Genomic DNA, 16,209 nt, shown 5'->3' with positions numbered 1-16,209 from the left:
TTAATTTCCCTCCTTTTTTTCAGGGAATTGACGTTGACGTCGTTTTACTGCAGCAGGCGGCTCAACCTTTGGCGCATCCGGATGTAATAACCATGTTGCAGCATAATGTGTATCAGATACTTTAAACATTGGCGGCTGCTGTTCTAAATCGATTTTCATTGCATATTCATTACGTGGTGCAAACGCATCGCCTTTTGGCGGATTTAATAGATCTGGCGGTGTACCTGGAATGGCATATAATTCTTCATCTTCTGCATCAAGACTAGGCATTGAGCTAATCAATCCCCAAGTATAAGGATGTTGTGGATTGTAGAAAACTTCATCAACTGTTCCAATTTCAACAATTTTCCCACCATACATAACTGCAACACGATCAGCAACATTTGCTACAACACCTAAATCATGGGTAATAAAAATAATCGACGTATCAATCTTCTTCTGTAATTCCTTCATTAGCTCAAGAATTTGCGCCTGGATTGTAACATCTAATGCAGTTGTCGGTTCATCTGCAATTAATACCTTTGGATTACATGCAAGAGCAATTGCGATAACAACCCTCTGTCTCATCCCACCTGAAAATTGATGCGGGTATTGATTAAAACGGACTTCAGGTTGTGGAATGCCTACAAGTCTTAATATATCAATCGCACGATCCTTTGCAGCTGCTTTACTTAAATTTTGGTGCTTCACAATTGGCTCAATAATTTGTTTTCCAATTTTCATTGTTGGATTTAACGATGTCATTGGATCCTGGAAAATCATCGAAATGTCTTTTCCACGAATTTTTTGCATCGCTTTGTTGGATAATTTCGCCAAATCCTTACCATCAAAAAGGATCTCACCGTTCTTAATTTCTGAATTTGATTCAGGTAACAGACGCATTATTGTTTTTGTTGTGACTGATTTACCTGAACCAGACTCACCTACAATTGCTAGTGTTTCACCTTTAAATAAATCAAAATTAACTCCACGAATAGCTTGCACTTCCCCTGAATACGTGTGGAATGATATATGCAAGTCTTTCACTTCTAAGATTTTTTCCATTTATTATTCACCTACCTTTTCTAGTCGCGCATTTTCGGATCTAAGGCGTCACGAAGACCATCTGCAATCATGTTAAAACAAATCATAATGACACTAATAACGACTGCAGGAATAATCATTTGATAAGGGTATAACTGTAGTACTTTAAAACCGTCGTCAATTAACGTTCCTAATGACGCTAATGGCGGCTGTAAACCGAGACCAATAAAACTTAAAAATGCTTCAAAGAAAATGGCATTTGGTATTGTAAACATCGTATTAATGATAATAACACCAGCTAAATTTGGAAGCAGATGTTTCCAAATAATTTTACCGTTTGAAAGTCCAAGTGTTCGTGACGCTAAAACATACTCTTGTTGTTTTAATTTCATTACTTGTGCACGAACTACCCTGGCCATACCGACCCAGCCCGTGATTGTTAAGGCGATTGTAATTGATAAGATACCTGGATCTAACACGATAATCATAAGAATAACAACGACAAGGTTAGGTATCCCTACTAATATTTCTGTAATACGTTGCATAACATTATCTGTACGTCCGCCGAAAAAGCCTGAAACAGCTCCGTAAATAACGCCTATTACCATATCAATAACCGCTGCTAACACAGCAATATATAAGGAAACTTGTGTACCAACCCAAACACGAGTAAAGATGTCACGGCCTAAGCTGTCGGTACCAAGCCAATAATATTCATCAACATTCTTTTGCTCATAGGCATTATAGACGTCACCATTTTTCCGTTCTAAATCACCGTCAAATGGCAGCCAGCTAATATTTTCTAATACAGGAATTCTTGGCGGTAAATTATTATGTTTTAAATTTTGGTCACTATAGTTATATCCGCTTAAATGAGGACCAACAAGAGCCATAATTGTTAATAATGCTAATACGACTAAACTAACAATCGCAGCTTTATTCTTTTTAAAACCTAACCATGCATCCTGCCAAAAATTTAAACTTGGTTTAGAAATTTCTTCACTCTTTGATGAATCTATGTGTGCGGGTTCGATCATGTCTTTTGTTAATTTTTCTTGTGTCATTATTTTTTCCCTCCCGCTAAACGAATCCGCGGATCAATTATTCCATATAGAAGGTCAACGATTAAAATAACTACTACAAATAGAACGGCAAATAAAATTGTTGTTCCCATAATGACAGGATAATCATTAACAGTAATAGATTTAACAAATTGCTCTCCAATTCCAGGGATACCGAATATTTTTTCAATAACAAGTGAACCAGTCATTAAACTAACTACCAACGGACCTAAAACGGTAATGACAGGAATTAATGCATTACGAAGCGCATGTTTAAAGGCGATATCAAACCAGCTTGCACCTTTAGCTTTTGCAAGGGTAATATAGTCAGATTCCATAACCTCTACCATTTCTGTTCGTACGAAACGGGCAGTCGTTGCTAATGGAAACATGGCTAAAGCAATCGTAGGTAGAACTGAATATTCCGGCCCGCGCCAGAAGGCAACGGGGAACCACCCTAGTTTTACTCCAATGTAATATTGCAAAAGGCCTGCAAATACAAAGGATGGGATTGATTTTCCAAGGACTGCTATTAATGTAGAACCGTAGTCAACCCATGTATTTTGACGGAGAGCTGAAATCACTCCTAAAATGATACCAAAGATCGATCCAAAAAGAATCGCTTGAAACCCTAGAGTTGCTGAAGGACCAATGCTATTCATTAGGATTTCTGTTACACCAACATTATCAAATTGAAAAGATACCCCTAAATCTCCCTTCAATAAATTTACGATATAGTTCATGTATTGAACTGGAACTGGCTCGTTTAGGCCATACTTGTTTATCATGATAGAAAGCTGTGCTTCTGATAATTTACTAGCATTTGTAAAAGGTGTACCAGGGATTATTTTCATGAGGAAAAAGGTAAAAGTGGCAATTAAAAATAGAGTAATGATCATATAAATAACGCGTTGAGTTAAGTATTTAACCATTTCATTTGCACCTCCTAAAGATTTTGAATTTTCTTCAATATTCGACAATTTCCTTTCAAGGGAAAGAGAGTATATTTTTACAATATACTCTCTTTTAATAGAAAAACTTGGCTTCTTATAAAAGAAGCCATCAAATCGTTTTTCTTATACTTCCCTTAAAAAGTGTTACTTTCAAAGGACAATGAAAGCCATTGTTGCCCTATCAAAAATAACTAAATCAACATTATTTTACAGAAGTCCATTTGTAGCTATACTCAGGACCTACTAAATGATAAGTAAAGTTGTCAATTTTATCATTAACTAATAGGTTAGATGAACGTTGATATAGTGGAGCAATTGCAGCATCTTCTTCAAGTAAGATTTTTTCAGCATCTGCTAAAGCTTCATAACGCTCAACTGGTTTTTGAGCTAGTGTTGTTTGTGCATCTTTCACTAACTGATCATATTTTGCATTTGAGTAATCCATTTTGTTATTACCGCCGCCTGTTAACCAAAGATCAGAGAATGTCATAGGATCTAAATAGTCAGGACCCCAACCAGCTAATTGAAGATCATAATCCTGAGAATTTTCGCGATCTAGACGTACACTGAACGGTACACTTTCAACTTTAATTGTTAAACCAGTAAGATTTGTTTCTAATTGGTTTTTAATGTATTCAGCTGTTTTCTTAGCTGTTTCAGTATCATCTGTTAAATATCTAAGTTCAACTGAATCTGTTCCAATTGCAGCTAAACCTTTTTCCCAAGCTTTTTTCGCTTCGTCAAGGTTGTATGGTAATAGTTCATTTCCATTAATTTCACGGAAGTCTTTACCTGTTTCATCATTCTTAACAAATTCGTTTGGTACTGCATAGTTCGCAACGATTGAACCGTTGTTTAATACACTGTTAACGAAATCTTCTTTATTAATTGCTTGTGCAATTGCTTTACGTACATCTACATTTTGTAAAGCTTCATTATCTTTTTGGTTCATTTTCAACCAGAAAATTGTTGGTTCTAACCATTTAACTAATCTTTCATCACCTTCATATTGAGGTACGATGTCAGATGAAAGTTTAGGAGTGATATCTGCTTCACCTGTTTCAAACGCATTTGCAGCAGCTTGAGATTCTTGTAGCACATTCCATTGAACTTTTTCTAACTTAACTGTTTCTGCATCCCAATACTCTTTATTTTTTGTATATGTCCATGAAGAATCTGTGCTTCCATCCCAGCCACTTAACGCAAATGGACCGTTATATACTAGGTTTTCAGCAGTTTTAGCGTAGTCAGCCCCTTGTTCTTCAACAAATTTTTGGTTTTGCGGATAGAATGTTGGGAACGCCATTAATGATAAGAAGTATGGAATTGGTCTTTCCAAAGTAACTTCAAGAGTTTTCTCATCAATTGCTTTAACGCCTAAAGTGTTAAGATCAACTTCTTTTTTCTCTGCACCAGCAGCAGAAATTTCAGCAGCACCTTTGATTTTTCCATCCATCATATATGGACCATATGGTGATGCATTTTTTGGATCAATTGCACGTTGCCATGCATATACGAAATCGTTAGCGGTTACAGGATCTCCATTTGACCATTTCGCATCTCTTAATTTAAATGTATATACTGTTCCATCTTCACTTACTTCTGGTTCGCCATCAGCCATACCAGGTACAACTTCTTGATTTGGATCAAGACGATATAAACCTTCATTTACGTTATTTAAAGTAGAAAAACTTACAGTATCTTGAGCCATAACACTATCCATCGCTGGAATTAATGCTGATTCCAATGCTTTTATTTCTTGTGCTGCTGCTTTCCCCTCATCAGCACCATTTTCTTTCTCGTCACCAGCTGAATCACCGCCGCCATAATTACATGCAGCTAAAAACATGCTAAGTATGAGTGATAAAGCTAAAAGTAGAAAATATTTTGACTTTTTCATACATTTGACCCCCTTCTATGTATATAAGTTGTACTAACAACTTTATTATACAAGTATTCAAATAATTGTGCATTTATTTTTTTAATAAAATTTACACGAATGCAATAATATTAATATTTCTCACTTAAAAAATAGTTCTTTTTTCCTATTATTTTAGGTTGATTTTTCCCCATTCTCGCTCAAACACTTTACCGCATTGACTTAAAAAAGGGAACAAAATCTGACAAATCACTTTACAATTTTTAATTATTCTTATTAAAATAACTTTTAATCGAATTAATTACTAAAAATCTGTTTTCTAATATAACTTTCTCACGGTTTCTAGCCCCTCCTTTCATTTGTTATAATCAAAACATAAGAAAAATAGAAAAGAGTGATTGTGTTGCCCTATATAAAAATTCTCACATTATTTATTGTTTCTTTAAGTACGACAATATTACTTTCTTTTTGGATTTACCATAAATTAACTTTGCTGTCATTTATTAATATCTCATTTTTCATTGCCGGAGCCTTTCTGTTCCTTTCACTATTAACGATTACAGTTAAGGGAGGCTTTTTCGACGGCATTACATATGGTTTCCGTCGAATGTTTGTAGCAAAAGGAAAAGAGTTATCGAAACAAGAGGTAAATGACATGACACCCGTCTCCGAAATGTTGAATTTCAATCACCTCCCCATGTTGATAAATGGAATCCTAATGGCGATAATCATGATGATCGCTCTGGTTACTTACTATATATAGTTTATATAATGAAAACCGTTTGCAAAAAACAACATCGTTTCTTATAATATAAAGAAATGCTAAAATTCTTAATCTCACATCATGTGAAGATGGCTTATGAAAATTAAATAGTTTAGCGATGATGAAGAATAGTACATATATGATTCAATTAAAGAGAGCCTGTGGCTGCTGTGAACAGGTATTGAACGATATGGAATGGACTTTTGAGCTTCTGTTCAGAATTTAGTACGTGCAGACGTTTTCTTGCGTTAAAGAATGAAGTGATTTCTACTACTATAGAAATAAATAGGGTGGCACCGCGGTCCATCGTCCCTATCAAAGGGATGAGTGGGCTTTTTTGCGTTTATTTAAATATTTACACAACGAATTTAGGAGGATTTTCAATGAAAACAATTTTTTCAGGTATTCAACCGACTGGTTCGGTTACATTAGGTAATTATATTGGAGCTATGAAGCAATTTGTTGAACTTCAGGAAGATTACAACTGTTATTTCTGTATTGTTGATCAACATGCGATTACCGTTGCACAAGATCGTCTTGCTCTCAGAAAAAATATTAGAAGCCTTGCTGCTTTATATCTTGCCGTAGGGTTAGATCCAGAAAAAGCTACACTTTTTATTCAATCTGAGGTACCTGCACATGCCCAAGCAGGATGGATGCTGCAATGTGTTTCATATATCGGAGAGCTTGAGAGAATGACACAATTTAAGGATAAATCTCAAGGAAAAGAGGCCGTATCAGCAGGGTTACTAACATACCCGCCATTAATGGCAGCAGATATTCTTCTCTATAGTACTGATCTTGTCCCTGTTGGCGAAGATCAAAAACAGCATTTAGAGTTAACTCGTGATTTAGCGGAGCGTTTCAATAAAAAGTACAATGACATCTTCACAATTCCTGAAGTACGGATTCCAAAAGTAGGGGCACGTATTATGTCACTTGCAGATCCTACAAAGAAAATGAGTAAATCAGACGCAAACCAAAAAGCGTTTATTACATTATTGGATGAACCAAAACAAATCGAGAAAAAAATTAAAAGTGCTGTAACAGATTCAGATGGCATTGTAAAATTTGATAAAGAAAATAAGCCAGGTGTTTCAAATCTTCTGTCGATCTACTCGATTTTAAATAATGAACCGATTGAACAAATTGAAGCAAGATATGAAGGCAAAGGTTATGGTGATTTTAAACAAGATGTTGCAGATGTTGTAGTCAATGCATTAACACCAGTTCAAGAAAAGTACTATGAGTTAATGGAATCTGATAAACTTGATGAAATTTTAGATCATGGTGCTGAGAAAGCAAATGCTGTTGCAAGTAAAATGGTTAAGAAAATGGAAAATGCAATGGGACTTGGCCGTAAAAGAAAATAATCTAAGAGAAAAATTTTATTTTTCTACTATATAATTTTGTTTTTTGCCCTTGTCTTTCTAAAGATAGGGGCTTTATTTATTTCCATACAAAAACAAAAAAAAACGATGTGAAAAGTTTTGTCTTTCCCTTCACATCGTTTCTTTTTTTACTAGTAAAAACTAATTTACTTTTGATTCGTGTTCCATATCCCAAAGCTTTTCAAAGAAAGGTTGTCCCTTTATTAAATGTTCACATAATTGGATATGCTTTGGTGACCAGCCATGTAATGTTTCTTTATACAATTTTTGCCACACTTCATCAAATTCTCTTTCCTGAATGTCTCCATACATCGTTGGATTCCACTCAGTATACCAGTATTTTACTTCTGCAGCATTTTTCGTTGCTTGCAATTGATCAAGCGCCATGAACAATAGCTGTTTTAACTGTCTTTCTTTCCTTGTTAAGCCGCGCATATGCTCTGGTGATAATGATAAAATATGATATTCCTTATCATCTAGATCCTTCTTGATAAATTCCGTAGAATATTCTTCAGCCTCAACATCTTTCACCATTTCAAAAACAAGCTGTTCCTGCCGTGGAATAATCCGGCTTTTGCGGATCGGAATGGTATAGCCGATTGTATCGACTGCAAGAATTCCAATTCCATCTGTCACAACAAAGCAGTAGTCTAGTTGAATTCTTTCATGGTTCTTTCTTATATAAGCCTTTTGAAAAATATCTTTTAATAGACCAGGCGGTAACTCCGATAAGTTATTTTCTATGTAGTCAAAAAGTAAGGAATTAACCTTTAAAAGGGGGACCTGATCAAGGAGTTCAACACTATCATCTTTTCTCCATTCGTGAAAATGACAGACATTGTACCCGTTCTCTTCACCTTCAAACCAATTTACCCAAACATCATGAAGAAATAACATTTTTTTACCCCTCACTTCAGTACCATTTGTCAAACAGTATAGGCAAAAATTAGATAAATTATTCCATTCATTTCCGACAAAAAATAGATTTTTTAGGACTAAAACCAACAATTAACCTGTCTTTATTCATCACTATGATATTAGCAAGCATAATATGAACTTATTCTTTAAAATCCTTCATAAATGCTTCAGCTGGCAAACCTAAAAGCTCCTTAGTGTTTTTACCAGTATATTTCATATATTTTTTTACAATGTAATATCCAACTGCATACCCAAGCATGTTTGGATAAAATCCTGTTCCAAACATCAATTGAGAGAATTTGTGACTTTCCCTCGATACCTCCCTTTGAGGTGTAATTATTCTTTCAAGAAATCGTTCACACTGGCTGTCTGAATACAATTTTGTCCATGAAGCAACATCATTTTCACCAAGCATCTCTCGAACAGCATTTTCCGCTAATCCTTCCATGATTACTGTATCAATAATCGTAAAATCCTTTTCTTGCTTTTTTACAGCTGCTAAACGGCAAACATGATGATATTCATGAATAAATAATGAACTGATGTCTCTTTTATTTGTATTTAATGAAAGAAATAAAAACAGTTTATTGTTAAAAGCCAATCCAGATCTGCCTTTATACTCCTTTTGAATCCTCCGATTATGATCATCACATGGAAAAATAAAAATTGGAATATCAGGCCCATTCCACTCTTTTTGCAGCTTTTTTTCTTCGTCTTTAATGAAGGTAATAATTTTATCTTTTTCTACTCTTTCAATCCATTTACCCATTCCGTGACTATTTTTATACATACCAAAGAAATGTAAATAGTTAGCTACTTCTTTTTCAGTTAATTTATGAAAATATGGACACAGCTTTTTAAATATCTCCTCTTGTTGTGAAGCATTCTTTAACCAGACAATCGTATCAATTACGCTCATTACGATCACTCCTTCCACTTGCTATCTTATGTAGCAAAAGACAAGGAGGTTCATTATGATATGGCTATGAATTGACTATGTAATAAAAAACCATCCTAAGTGAATGAAAAGTAATGCTTTATGTTTGAAAGAGTGTGTCATTATTTTTTGATAGAAAGTGCTTAAGAAAAGTTCTTCATTCTGTTGAGGATAGGCAAAACCTAACTAAGATTGCTTTGAAGTCTAAACCCATGTTCATTACATAAGAAAAGTCCTTCATTCTATCAATGAAGGACTAAACTCTTTTTATATGCTTGCACCTTATAACGGTACCCCGTTTATCCGTGCATTACGCATCATATTTTTTAAAGATAATTGTTGCGTTATGTCCGCCGAAGCCTAATGAGTTGCTTAATGCTACGTTTACTTGCTGTTTTCTAGCCTCGTTCGGTACGTAATCTAAGTCACAATCAGGATCTGGTGTTTTTAAGTTGATTGTTGGCGGAATAATTCCTTCTTTAATTGCTAATACACTAAAGATTGCTTCAACTCCGCCAGCAGCTCCCAATAGATGTCCTGTCATTGACTTAGTTGAACTGATTGCAAGCTTGTATGCATGCTCCCCAAATACTTCTTTAATTGCTAATGTTTCAAATTTATCATTATAAGGAGTACTTGTTCCATGTGCATTGATATAATCAATGTCTGACACGGTAAGTCCACTACCTTCAACAGCTTGTTTCATCGCTCTTGCACCGCCTTCTCCATTTGGAGCTGGGGCAGTGATATGGTATGCATCACCTGTCGCAGCATATCCAATGATTTCAGCGTAAATTTTTGCTCCTCGAGCTAACGCATGGTCTAATTCCTCAAGAACAATAATTCCCGCACCTTCACCCATAACAAATCCATCACGATCTTTATCAAATGGACGGCTCGCTGAATTCGGATCTGGATTTGTCGATAATGCTTTATTTGCAGAAAATCCAGCAAATGACATTTCTGTTAATGGAGCTTCTGTCCCGCCAGTAACCATAACATCTGCTTCTCCTCGTTGAATAACACGATAAGCATCACCGATTGAATTTGTTCCTGTAGCACAAGCAGTAACCGTACAAGAATTAAAACCCCTTGCTCCTAATGCGATCGATACTTGTCCAGTCGCCATATCAGGAATAAGCATCGGTACAAAAAACGGACTTACTCTGCGAGCCCCTTTTTCTAAAAGCGTTTTATATTGTTGCTCAAAAGTTTCCATTCCACCGATTCCAGAACCGATCCACACTCCAACACGTGGAGCATTTTCATCAGTAATTTCTAAGTTTGAATCTTTTACAGCCATTAAAGCCGCAGCTACAGCATATTGGGTGAAACGATCCATCTTTCTTGCATCTTTTTTATCCATAAATTGTTCAACATCAAAATCCTTTAATTCTGCACAAACTTTAGCTGGGTAATCATCAGGATTCACACGTGTAATTGGCCCTATTCCTGATACTCCTTTTATTGCATTATCCCATGATGTTTGTACATCATTTCCAATTGGAGTTAATGCTCCTAAACCTGTTACAACAACTCGTCTTTTTTCCATGAAGAGTGCACCTCACCTTTAACGTAAGTTTACATATAAATCTAGTATGAACTTATTCAAAGTATTTCCTTTTTCTAAAATCATCGAAGACCATCTTGCACACTCTAGAATAGCACAGACGTGAAAGTGCTTTGAGGGCGAGTAAAGGCCGTTTTGACAGCTTGAGTTTTAGTTATATTTAGGTCCGCCTTGAACTTTTATCCTTAACGTCCCCAACGAAGTGCGATTGCACCCCACGTTAATCCACCACCAAAACCAACCATCACGAGTAAATCGCCATCTTTAATTTTCCCCGCTTCTAATTCTTCTACTATCGAGATTGGAATGGAAGCAGCAGAAGTGTTACCATATTTATTAATTGTTTTAGACATTTTTTCGACAGGTAATTCTAATCGCTCTCTCGATGCTTCCATGATTCGAATATTTGCTTGGTGTGGAATTAAGAAATCAACATCTTCCTTGCTTAGTCCGGCTTTTTCCAGAACATTTACACTTGATTCACCCATTTGTCTAACTGCAAATTTAAATACTTCTCTGCCATTCATAATGATATGTTCATCTTGATATAAATGTTTACCGCCAGTTCCATCAGCTCCAAGCTCAAAGGACAAAATCCCTTTCCCTTCGCTTACTGGTCCAAGCACAACAGCTCCGGCACCATCACCAAATAACACGGCAGTGTTACGATCTTCCCAATTGACTATTTTTGAAAGCTTTTCAACACCTACTACTAAAACGTTCTTATAGGCATTTGTTTGAATAAACTGACCACCAGTGATCACGCCATACATAAAGCCAGCACATGCTGCACTAATATCCATTGCAGCTGCATTTTTTGCTCCCAGCTTTTCTTGAATCATACAAGCTACAGATGGAAATGGTTGATCAGGCGTAACAGTTGCAACTAATATTAAATCCAATTCCTCTGAACTTATCCCTGCATTTTCAAGTGCTTTCTCAGCAGCTAAAAATGCCATATCAGATGTATCCATTGCGTCATCAGCAAAACGGCGTTCTTCTATACCAGTTCTTGTACGAATCCATTCATCAGATGTATCCATTATTTTTTCTAAATCAAAATTTGTAACAATCTTTTCTGGAGTGTATCGTCCGATACCAATTATCCCTGCATTCATATGTAGCAACCCCTTTATAGAAAGATAGGTATTAAAATTTACCCCGCTTTCACTGGCAGTTTGCCTCCGCCTTTACGTTTTCATTTAACAAAAGCAGTGAAGGCGGCTAATAGCTGTCCGTAAAAGTCCGATAAATCTAACTTAATATCAAATATTATGATCTGGTACTAATTCTATCTTATTCACATTTTTTTTTCAATATTAATGTTTTTGTACACATGACTAGAACCGCTAAATAACACGTACATAAATTAGTAGTAAAGCGAGTTTATCAGTGATAAAAAACATGTAACATGGGGGTGAAAAAATGGAATTCAAAGATCAAACTCAAAAAATACATTCAAAAGAAGACACCAAAGGAGTTGATCATATTGAAAATGACAACTCACCACCTATTGATCGTTTCAACCAACTTATGTTTGGATCTAGAGCTTCAAGTAGAATAGAAGAAAGATCTCATATAAAAAAAGATGATAATCCAAATGAAGAAATTGATTATTTCACCTTATTGGAGCAAATTGACGATATTATGGAATCACTAAAGAATTTGAAACCAATTCTCAATCATCTTTCCCCAATAGTAGACTTTATAAAAAAGAAAATATAAAAAGCTGCCAATGGCAGCTTTTACTATCTTTTTCTTCAATTGTAATGACTTGTCATTTATTTATGTTTCTTCATTATTACTGTGCGTCTTTTTTCCCTAATTCATAAGCTTCTCCCATCACTTTCGTGAAAAGCTCCATCATAGGCTGAATCGTTTCCAATGATAATTCAATACCAGATCCTTCAAATTTTTCTTTAGCCTCTGGCAAGTACTTCATTGCGATTTGCATAAATTCCATTGCTTTTGGATGCTGTTCCATTCTCATCACTCCTTTCAATGTTATAACTGATTTGGAAGTAGTCCACTTTTTTTATATTCTTCAATGTGTTCATTCAGGTTTGATTGAAATTCTTGATCAACAAGAGGACTGAACTCTCCCATCGAGATGACACCGTCTTTGAAGTCGAAATAAACCTCACCATTTTCTAACTCGCCTTTATTAAAGGATTTTGCCACATTTACATATAATTCGTCAATATGCTGGACAGTACTTGTTAACACAGTTCTATTGCCTAAATCAGCCTGATCATTGACATATCCGATCGCATATAAACCTTCTTCTTTTAGGCGCTCGATCACTGGTATATTATACCCGTCCCCTGCAACGTACACAATGTCGACATTGTCATCGATCATTTCTTCTAAAAGCGGCAATGCATCTGCTGTGTTATTCCAATCTTGCACATACTTAATATTGACATGAACATTTTCATTTTGAAAATATGCACCTTCAAAAAAGCCATCAATTTCCGGCTGCCACTCGAAAGCAGCTAACACGCCTATTTTTTTTGTATTTGTCATTTCACCTGCAACCATCCCGCCAAAAAAGCCCATTGCATGTGATTCGAAATTAAGACTTGTTATATTTCTACCTGATACATCAGAATTAAATAAAACAAAATGAATATCCGGATAATCTTTACTAATCGCTTGAAATGAACCTGCAAATTCGCTGCCATGACCAAAAATAAGATTTACATCATTTTGTTGAAATTCCTCAATTGCATGACGAATCTTAATGTCTTCGTTCATACCTTCTTTATAAAATACATCTACACCTAGATCTGATTGAATTTTTAATAGCCCTTCATAGCCTTTCATACCCCAAACTTTTTCATCAATTGTTTCCTGAACAAGTAAACCGACCTTTTGAAGATTGCCAGTTGTTGTAGGTTGTCCACAACCATAAAGCGAAAAAAGTAATATGAGGATAAGTCCGAGCTTTTTGTACATCGGCAACCACTTCCCTGCGTTCTTTACTAAGGTACTTATCCATATTTATTTTAGCCTTACCTTCTTGATATGTACAAGGCTTACATTTTAAGAATCTGATTAAACTTTTCTATACAGGTAACCTGATCCATTAGACCTTCTTCAATTGAAGTAGGTTCTTTCATGTATATCGTTTCATTTTCATCGTGCTTGGGAATGTATTCGTTTTTTCGAAACTCTAGTAAAAAAGACGATTCTTTCTCTTGTTTTACGTCTGCATGTATAAAATACGTTGTTCCTGATTTAACATTCTCAAGTAGACCCCAAATCGATTGTATGGCATCTTGAATAAATAGGATAGGTTCATCAATTATCAACCGATTTTTTTTGTTTCTTTCATGATCAACTAAATATTGATGAATTCTTTCTGTTGAAGGTTGAAAGGGACCATATAAACAAGGGAGTTTAATATATGACCGTGTTTTTAAATGCTCATTAAGATAATTCTCACAGTATTTAATATGTTCTATTCTTGTATCCTTTTCATCTTGATTTCTTGAGGCGATATATACGTACGGAATTGAAAATAGTTGCGCAAGTTCTACCGATTTCATTACATTTACTCGATCTTCGTTCATTAATGAATCTTCCCTACTATCGTCACAACAGTGAAGAATCATATCAATCTCATTGTCGTCATCTGTTTTTTCATATACATTCGTGATATGCAATAATGCATTTCTTCCGATCATCAGTAATCGTTCTTCTAACATTTTTCTTTGATATGGATCTTTCGGTTTTGACAAAATAGCTTTTACTTCAACCCCTTCACTTATCAACCGTTCACATAGTCCAAAACCAATATACGAGTGCACGCCAAATACAATAACTCGTTTAAGCATGATGTTCCCCCTTATAGACAGTTATTGTATCGTATGCTTCTTAACATAAAATTAGTCCCTACTACTAAGAATAGGGACTTTTCTCTCCTATAAAACTTTTTCATTTTCTTTATAAAACTTGATGATTGATTGGTTAACCCTGTAAGGATTGTCACCGAGATGATAAATAAGTTGGATCGGGCTTCCCATTTTTTTTCTTAATTCTTCATACTTTTTACTATGATCCTGTGAACGATATGTGCTATTATTCATTTTTTGCCAAATCCTTACTGGCTTCCTTGATGTGGAATTAGACATTGATGGAAGATTTAACGTATTAATTTTTTTCGCATCAATCCCATAAGCTAATGATATTTCTTTCAATAAACGTTTATAAAAAAACTTATTCTCTTTTTCCTTTATAAGATGGGTTTGAAGGTCAAGGCAAGGATTCATCATTGCGACAGAGCGAATCTTATCAGGTATCAATTCCATTAATTGTAAAGCAGTAAGTCCCCCCATGCCATCAGTCAACAGGTGAACACGTTGATTAAGAATTTCCTTTTTCATAATTAGATGATATAGCTGCTTTGCCATTGTAACTGCACGAGGACTGCCCCAATTACTTCCGAATAAATTTGAATGAAACAGCGTGTAGCCTTGATTCATTAATTCTGAAATAAGTTGGTTTCGTCCATAATGCTGATGCCAAAAACTTGAATTTTCTTCTACAAAATCCGAGCGATCACCTAATATTAATATTCCAAACCCATTAGGTTTTTTAGGTAAATGAACGACATTCCATTCTGTTTCAATCTGAAAAAAGCGCTCCGTAATACACATCACTTGCCCACCACCTTTCTTTTGTTGACTTATATCTTCTATATAATGTATGAATTCTCTATTAAAATGGATAGGGAACTGTCACAGTTGTTCAAAATATAGACGTTCAACTTGATAAGAAAAGCGCATGCGCCTCGATCAGCCCCGACATGCATAAGACAGGCCATAATAGAAGGCGCTTTTTGCCTTCAATTATGGAACAGCTTATGACTCGAGGGGCTAGGCGCTGGAGCTAGACACCGAAACTAAGTACAAAACCTTAAACTTTCTTATCCTTTAGGAAACATTGATTTTATTTTAATTACAATTATGCATGATCCCTTTCATTCATTCAGATTCTAGCAGAAAAAAGGAACTTAAATTCTGCATCTCTGCTACAATGATTTAAGAACAATGGCTGCCATTGCAAGCCAGTTATTTATTCATACCCAACAGTGGATGAAAAAGCACCATCTCTGCTTTAAAGTCTCACTTTATTATTGAAATTACATGTGTTAATATATAATTAGAATTCGTCTGGAAAATGAGGTGAATGCTTTGCGTTTCTTTTGGACATTTTTTTGGGGTTTTTTATTAATACATATGGCATCATATGTTATTAATTCAATGACTGGCGGTCATTATGACTTTGGGTCTGCATCAATTTTAGCAGTGATTGCAATCGTTGTCATATTATTTATAACAGCTGTGATCCCAAACGAACCTAATCCTAATCATGATCATCATTAAAAATTAAATGTATTAATAAGTCTTTTCGACTTACATTCAAAAAACCCTACATCAATTTGTAGGGTTTTTTGAATATAAACAGATTTCATTACAAAAATGAGTAGCAAGCTTCTGCTTTCTAATTACGGTTTTCGTTTATATGTCCAATGACGTTCATCGTTTGCGGTTTCAGGGAAGCGATCTCCAGCTTTCAGTCTGATTTGACCAGGATTTTTCACACCATCCCCATTTTCTCCTACTTCTACATAGATCCCGTTATTAGGTGCCTTTTGACCTGATCTAAAGCGATGTTGTTGGCCCATTTAATTCCCCTCCTCTCAATGT

Annotated in this window: 17 protein-coding genes and 1 other annotated feature; of the genes, 4 read left to right on the top strand and 13 right to left on the bottom strand. The window is 35.3% G+C overall.

Annotated features, from left to right (window positions below; translation table 11 throughout):
• The 4 genes from GMB29_RS04905 to GMB29_RS04890 form a co-directional block, all read right to left on the bottom strand.
• Window positions 1–1,044 (bottom strand): ABC transporter ATP-binding protein, encoded by a 1,044-nt coding sequence (locus GMB29_RS04905; RefSeq protein ID WP_136355190.1) that lies wholly within the window; start codon window positions 1,042–1,044, stop codon window positions 1–3.
• A 20-nt stretch (window positions 1,045–1,064) separates the two neighbouring features.
• Entirely contained in the window at window positions 1,065–2,087 is a 1,023-nt protein-coding gene (gene opp3C / locus GMB29_RS04900; protein WP_136355192.1) for an oligopeptide ABC transporter permease, read from the bottom strand.
• Window positions 2,087–3,016, bottom strand: coding sequence for an oligopeptide ABC transporter permease (gene opp3b, locus GMB29_RS04895; RefSeq protein ID WP_136355193.1), 930 nt, complete (start codon window positions 3,014–3,016; stop codon window positions 2,087–2,089). The genes opp3C and opp3b overlap by 1 nt, the downstream gene beginning before the upstream one ends.
• A gap of 223 nt (window positions 3,017–3,239) precedes the next feature.
• A complete protein-coding gene (locus GMB29_RS04890) occupies window positions 3,240–4,937 on the bottom strand; it encodes a peptide ABC transporter substrate-binding protein (protein WP_136355196.1) in 1,698 nt (565 codons plus the stop codon).
• A 382-nt stretch (window positions 4,938–5,319) separates the two neighbouring features.
• On the opposite strand from GMB29_RS04890, the gene GMB29_RS04885 reads away from it, so the two are divergent.
• Both GMB29_RS04885 and trpS read left to right on the top strand, forming a co-directional pair.
• Window positions 5,320–5,679: a DUF3899 domain-containing protein gene (locus GMB29_RS04885; RefSeq protein ID WP_168733879.1), complete on the top strand. Its 360-nt coding sequence runs from the start codon at window positions 5,320–5,322 to the stop codon at window positions 5,677–5,679.
• A 109-nt stretch (window positions 5,680–5,788) separates the two neighbouring features.
• Window positions 5,789–5,996 (top strand) — a binding site (T-box leader).
• A 66-nt stretch (window positions 5,997–6,062) separates the two neighbouring features.
• Window positions 6,063–7,052, top strand: coding sequence for a tryptophan--tRNA ligase (gene trpS, locus GMB29_RS04880; RefSeq protein WP_136355199.1), 990 nt, complete (start codon window positions 6,063–6,065; stop codon window positions 7,050–7,052).
• 159 nt (window positions 7,053–7,211) lie between these two features.
• On the opposite strand, the gene GMB29_RS04875 is transcribed toward trpS, so the two are convergent.
• The 4 genes from GMB29_RS04875 to GMB29_RS04860 all read right to left on the bottom strand — a co-directional run bounded on the left by GMB29_RS04875 (window position 7,212) and on the right by GMB29_RS04860 (window position 11,613).
• Window positions 7,212–7,967, bottom strand: coding sequence for a YjbA family protein (locus tag GMB29_RS04875; protein ID WP_136355201.1), 756 nt, complete (start codon window positions 7,965–7,967; stop codon window positions 7,212–7,214).
• 160 nt (window positions 7,968–8,127) lie between these two features.
• Window positions 8,128–8,907, bottom strand: a complete 780-nt coding sequence (locus GMB29_RS04870) for a DUF2268 domain-containing putative Zn-dependent protease (protein ID WP_136355203.1) — start codon at window positions 8,905–8,907, stop codon at window positions 8,128–8,130.
• A gap of 328 nt (window positions 8,908–9,235) precedes the next feature.
• Entirely contained in the window at window positions 9,236–10,477 is a 1,242-nt protein-coding gene (fabF, locus tag GMB29_RS04865; protein WP_136355205.1) for a beta-ketoacyl-ACP synthase II, read from the bottom strand.
• A gap of 203 nt (window positions 10,478–10,680) precedes the next feature.
• The gene (locus GMB29_RS04860) at window positions 10,681–11,613 is read right to left on the bottom strand and encodes a beta-ketoacyl-ACP synthase III (protein WP_136355207.1); all 933 of its coding nucleotides are present in this window, start codon (window positions 11,611–11,613) and stop codon (window positions 10,681–10,683) included.
• A gap of 307 nt (window positions 11,614–11,920) precedes the next feature.
• On the opposite strand from GMB29_RS04860, the gene GMB29_RS04855 reads away from it, so the two are divergent.
• Entirely contained in the window at window positions 11,921–12,220 is a 300-nt protein-coding gene (locus tag GMB29_RS04855; protein ID WP_136355209.1) for a hypothetical protein, read from the top strand.
• 76 nt (window positions 12,221–12,296) lie between these two features.
• On the opposite strand, the gene GMB29_RS04850 is transcribed toward GMB29_RS04855, so the two are convergent.
• The 4 genes from GMB29_RS04850 to GMB29_RS04835 all read right to left on the bottom strand — a co-directional run bounded on the left by GMB29_RS04850 (window position 12,297) and on the right by GMB29_RS04835 (window position 15,156).
• Entirely contained in the window at window positions 12,297–12,479 is a 183-nt protein-coding gene (locus tag GMB29_RS04850; protein ID WP_136355211.1) for a ComZ family protein, read from the bottom strand.
• 20 nt (window positions 12,480–12,499) lie between these two features.
• On the bottom strand, window positions 12,500–13,453 hold the full coding sequence (locus GMB29_RS04845; RefSeq protein WP_136355213.1) for a BMP family ABC transporter substrate-binding protein: 954 nt from the start codon (window positions 13,451–13,453) through the stop codon (window positions 12,500–12,502).
• Window positions 13,454–13,533: 80 nt separating this feature from the next.
• The gene (locus GMB29_RS04840) at window positions 13,534–14,334 is read right to left on the bottom strand and encodes an NAD(P)-dependent oxidoreductase (RefSeq protein WP_136355214.1); all 801 of its coding nucleotides are present in this window, start codon (window positions 14,332–14,334) and stop codon (window positions 13,534–13,536) included.
• Between the two features lie 87 nt (window positions 14,335–14,421).
• Window positions 14,422–15,156, bottom strand: a complete 735-nt coding sequence (locus GMB29_RS04835) for a lipase family protein (RefSeq protein WP_136355281.1) — start codon at window positions 15,154–15,156, stop codon at window positions 14,422–14,424.
• A gap of 537 nt (window positions 15,157–15,693) precedes the next feature.
• Between GMB29_RS04835 and GMB29_RS04830 the strand changes: the two genes are divergently transcribed.
• Window positions 15,694–15,885, top strand: coding sequence for a YjzD family protein (locus GMB29_RS04830; protein WP_136355216.1), 192 nt, complete (start codon window positions 15,694–15,696; stop codon window positions 15,883–15,885).
• Between the two features lie 122 nt (window positions 15,886–16,007).
• Here GMB29_RS04830 and GMB29_RS04825 read toward each other — a convergent pair whose 3' ends face one another.
• The gene (locus GMB29_RS04825; RefSeq protein ID WP_136355218.1) at window positions 16,008–16,187 is read right to left on the bottom strand and encodes a YjzC family protein; all 180 of its coding nucleotides are present in this window, start codon (window positions 16,185–16,187) and stop codon (window positions 16,008–16,010) included.
• Between the last annotated feature and the right edge of the window lie 22 nt (window positions 16,188–16,209).

This window comes from Metabacillus sediminilitoris (assembly GCF_009720625.1).
GTDB classification, from domain to species: domain Bacteria; phylum Bacillota; class Bacilli; order Bacillales; family Bacillaceae; genus Metabacillus; species Metabacillus sediminilitoris.
This window is presented reverse-complemented; position numbering and strand designations above follow the sequence as displayed.